Here is a 3035-nt window from a genome sequence, read left to right as displayed (position 1 = left end):
ATGCAGCTACTGGAAAATATATTTGGCATTTTCAGGCAATACACCATGATATATGGGATTGGGATTTCCCTAATGCACCAGCACTATTAACTGTTAAAAAGGATGGTAAAAAAATAGATGCACTGGTACAAACCAGTAAACAAGGCTTTATTTACCTGCTTGACCGAGTTACCGGTAAACCAATATACCCTATTGTAGAAACTCCCGTCACTGCCACTTCAGAGCTAGAAGGAGAGCAACCCTCACCTACCCAACCCATTCCAACAGTGATCCCTGCATTTGCCAGGCAAAGCTTAACAGAAGCAGATCTCAATAAAAATATTCCAGACTCATCTTATCAGGAACTAAAAAAACGTTTTTATAGTTATAAAGGCGGCAAAATGTTTATACCACCCAGTTTACAAGGCACATTGGTATTCCCAGGTCTTACCGGAGGTGGTGAATGGGGTGGTCCGTCAGTTGATCCTGAAAGTGGCATCTTATATATCAACGCAAACGAATTACCCTGGATTGTTACCATTCAAGATAACCGGTTGAAAAAAGTCGAAAATACTGCTCAGGTAAATCTTGAAGCCGGAAAATTATTGTACACTCAAAATTGTAAAGGCTGTCATGGTGCTGACTTAAAAGGTTCTGGCAGCTTCCCCGCTTTGCTTGATCTGAATAAACGATATAATGAGGCCGATTTCAAAAACTTGATCACTTCTGGAAGAAGAATGATGCCGGCATTCAAAAATTTGACTGAAGCAGATAAGACTGCAATTGCATCCTACCTATTAAATATTGAAAGCAAGCAAAAAGAAAAATATATCCCTGTAGTCAAAAAAATTCATCCATTTTACGACCCTCCGTACAGTTTGGCAGGCATCAAGCAATTTCTTACACTAGAAGGTTACCCAGCTATTAATCCGCCATGGGGTACGCTGCAGGCAATAGATCTGAATAATGGAAAGGTTGTTTGGAAAGAAACTCTAGGCGATCATCCCGAGATGAAGGCCAAAGGAATACATTCAGGAACAGAAAATTGGGGAGGATCTGTAGTAACCGCAGGAGGCCTAGTATTTATTGCAGCAACAAGCGATGAAATGTTTAGAGCCTACAATAAAAAGACCGGAAAATTACTGTTTGAAACAAAACTACCTGCAGGCGGCTTTGCTACACCAGCTGTGTACAGTATCAAAGGTAAACAGTATGTTGTAATTGCCTGTGGCGGTGGTAGAATGAAAACCAAAGCATCAGATACTTATGTCGCATTTACCTTGCCAGATTGATGACATTTAATAAAATCGGAGCGAATATCATTTAGAAAAAAACAACCATATAGTATACTACTAAATTTAATAAACACCATTATGCATTTACGTCAATACCTATTTTTAATTATTTTTTTTACTTCATCAAGCCTGGCTTTAGCTCAGAAAGTAACAATTAGCAAAGAAACATTAATTGCCCTTACTCCAAAATGGGAAGGCGAACGTTTTCCTGATGGTAGGCCCAAGGTGTCAGATGAATTAATACAACGCCTAAAATCTGTTACTTTGGAACAGGCATGGTCTGTATTAAAAGGTGAAGGTTATACTCACCAGCTAGAACAGGGATGGGAAAACATACATGCAGGCCAAGTTTTGGTAGGACGCGTACTTAGTGCCCAATACATGCCGCTACGCCCCGAAATTCGTAAAGAATTAGAGAAAGAAGGCGTAAAGGATGGCCGTATTGGCGATATGGTTTCATGGCCAATAGACCTGCTTCAAAAAGGTGATGTGTATGTAGCAGATTCATATGGTAAACACAATGACGGTCCGATCATCGGAGATAACTTGGCAACCTCTATTATCACTAAAACAGGCAATGGCGTAGTATTCAATGGCACTGTACGTGATATGGAAGGCCTACGTACTATTCCAGGATTTACCTCTTTTTTTAGAGGAAGCCACCCCTCCTACCAACAGGAAATGATGATTACAGGAATCAATGTTCCTATTCGTATCGGCCCGGTAACAGTTATTCCAGGAGATATCGTTTTAGGCAAACAAGATGGCGTGATGTTTATTCCACCGCACCTAGTAGAGAAAGTGGTGAAAGCAGGTGAATTGGTACAGTTGAAAGATCAATTTGGCCATCAACGATTAAAAGAGGGTAAATATACCCCGGGGCAGATTGATGGTAAGTGGACACCTGAAATTGATAAAGACTTTGCAGCCTGGTTAGAAACAAAAAATAAAAAATAAATATTCATTTACAAAAACTTACAATCACATGCTGTTGAAAAATAAAACTGGCCTCAAACTAATTTTTTCAATTTTATTGTTCAGTGGGATACTTGACATTCAAGCTCAGGCATTAAAAAATTCTGATTTCTTTAAAAATGCAGTTCTGATCAAAGCCTCTAAAATTGAACCCCATCCAGAGTGGGCAATCATGCAGCGTCATTTAATGAAAACCATTGAGGAAGCAGCACCTCAATACGTCAAAAAATTCACTCAAAAAGATGGAACTCCATACGGGAAAGGCCCCTATGATGATGTTTATGAGATGTTTTTTAATTGGCCGGAAATGTATGCCATGGGTGGAAGTGAGTATCTATTTGAAACCGCACTTAAAAGTTATAATGCTATCACATTAAACGGTTCTGCGTATGTCAAAGATTCAATAGATTATAATCATCAGCTTTATAAAGAATTTCCAAGAAAAGATGATTGGTTTCATATATCAGAAGGTATAACCTTGTTTTACAATCTGGGTTTGGGCGATCCTAAACTTTCTGAAAATGTAAAACGTGCCAAACGATTTGCAGGATTTTACATGAATGAAGATCCTGAAGCACAAAATTTCAATACAGAACACAAAACCATTAAATCTATTTTTACAGGAAGCGAAGGCCCAGCTACTACATCAAGCGCGGTGTATAACTTGCGTTATGGCCATACTTCTCTTGCTCCTGTCTTGGAATACCTTGAACCGGAGTGGCATGAAAAACCTGAACGACAGAAAGAGATACAAGAACTATATGACCAGATCATTACCCGCACCGA

Annotated in this window: 3 protein-coding genes; all 3 read left to right on the top strand. The window is 39.2% G+C overall.

Features of this window, described 5'->3' with window-relative positions; all coding sequences use genetic code 11:
* The coding region (locus ACIQZ6_RS12600) for a c-type cytochrome (protein ID WP_395811631.1) at positions 1-1271 on the top strand (1271 nt) is incomplete at its 5' end.
* A gap of 81 nt (positions 1272-1352) precedes the next feature.
* Complete coding sequence (locus ACIQZ6_RS12595) at positions 1353-2231, top strand: RraA family protein (RefSeq protein WP_395811629.1); 879 nt, start codon at positions 1353-1355, stop codon at positions 2229-2231.
* Between the two features lie 28 nt (positions 2232-2259).
* A partial coding sequence (locus ACIQZ6_RS12590) for a hypothetical protein (protein WP_395811627.1) occupies positions 2260-3035 on the top strand: 776 nt, incomplete at its 3' end.

Source organism: Daejeonella sp., from assembly GCF_044348475.1.
GTDB lineage: Bacteria > Bacteroidota > Bacteroidia > Sphingobacteriales > Sphingobacteriaceae > Daejeonella.
This window is presented reverse-complemented; position numbering and strand designations above follow the sequence as displayed.

Bases quoted from the DNA above. Each gene is read 5' to 3' on its own strand.
- ACIQZ6_RS12595 (WP_395811629.1), top strand. From the start codon at position 1,353: ATGCATTTACGTCAATACCTATTTTTAATTATTTTTTTTACTTCATCA.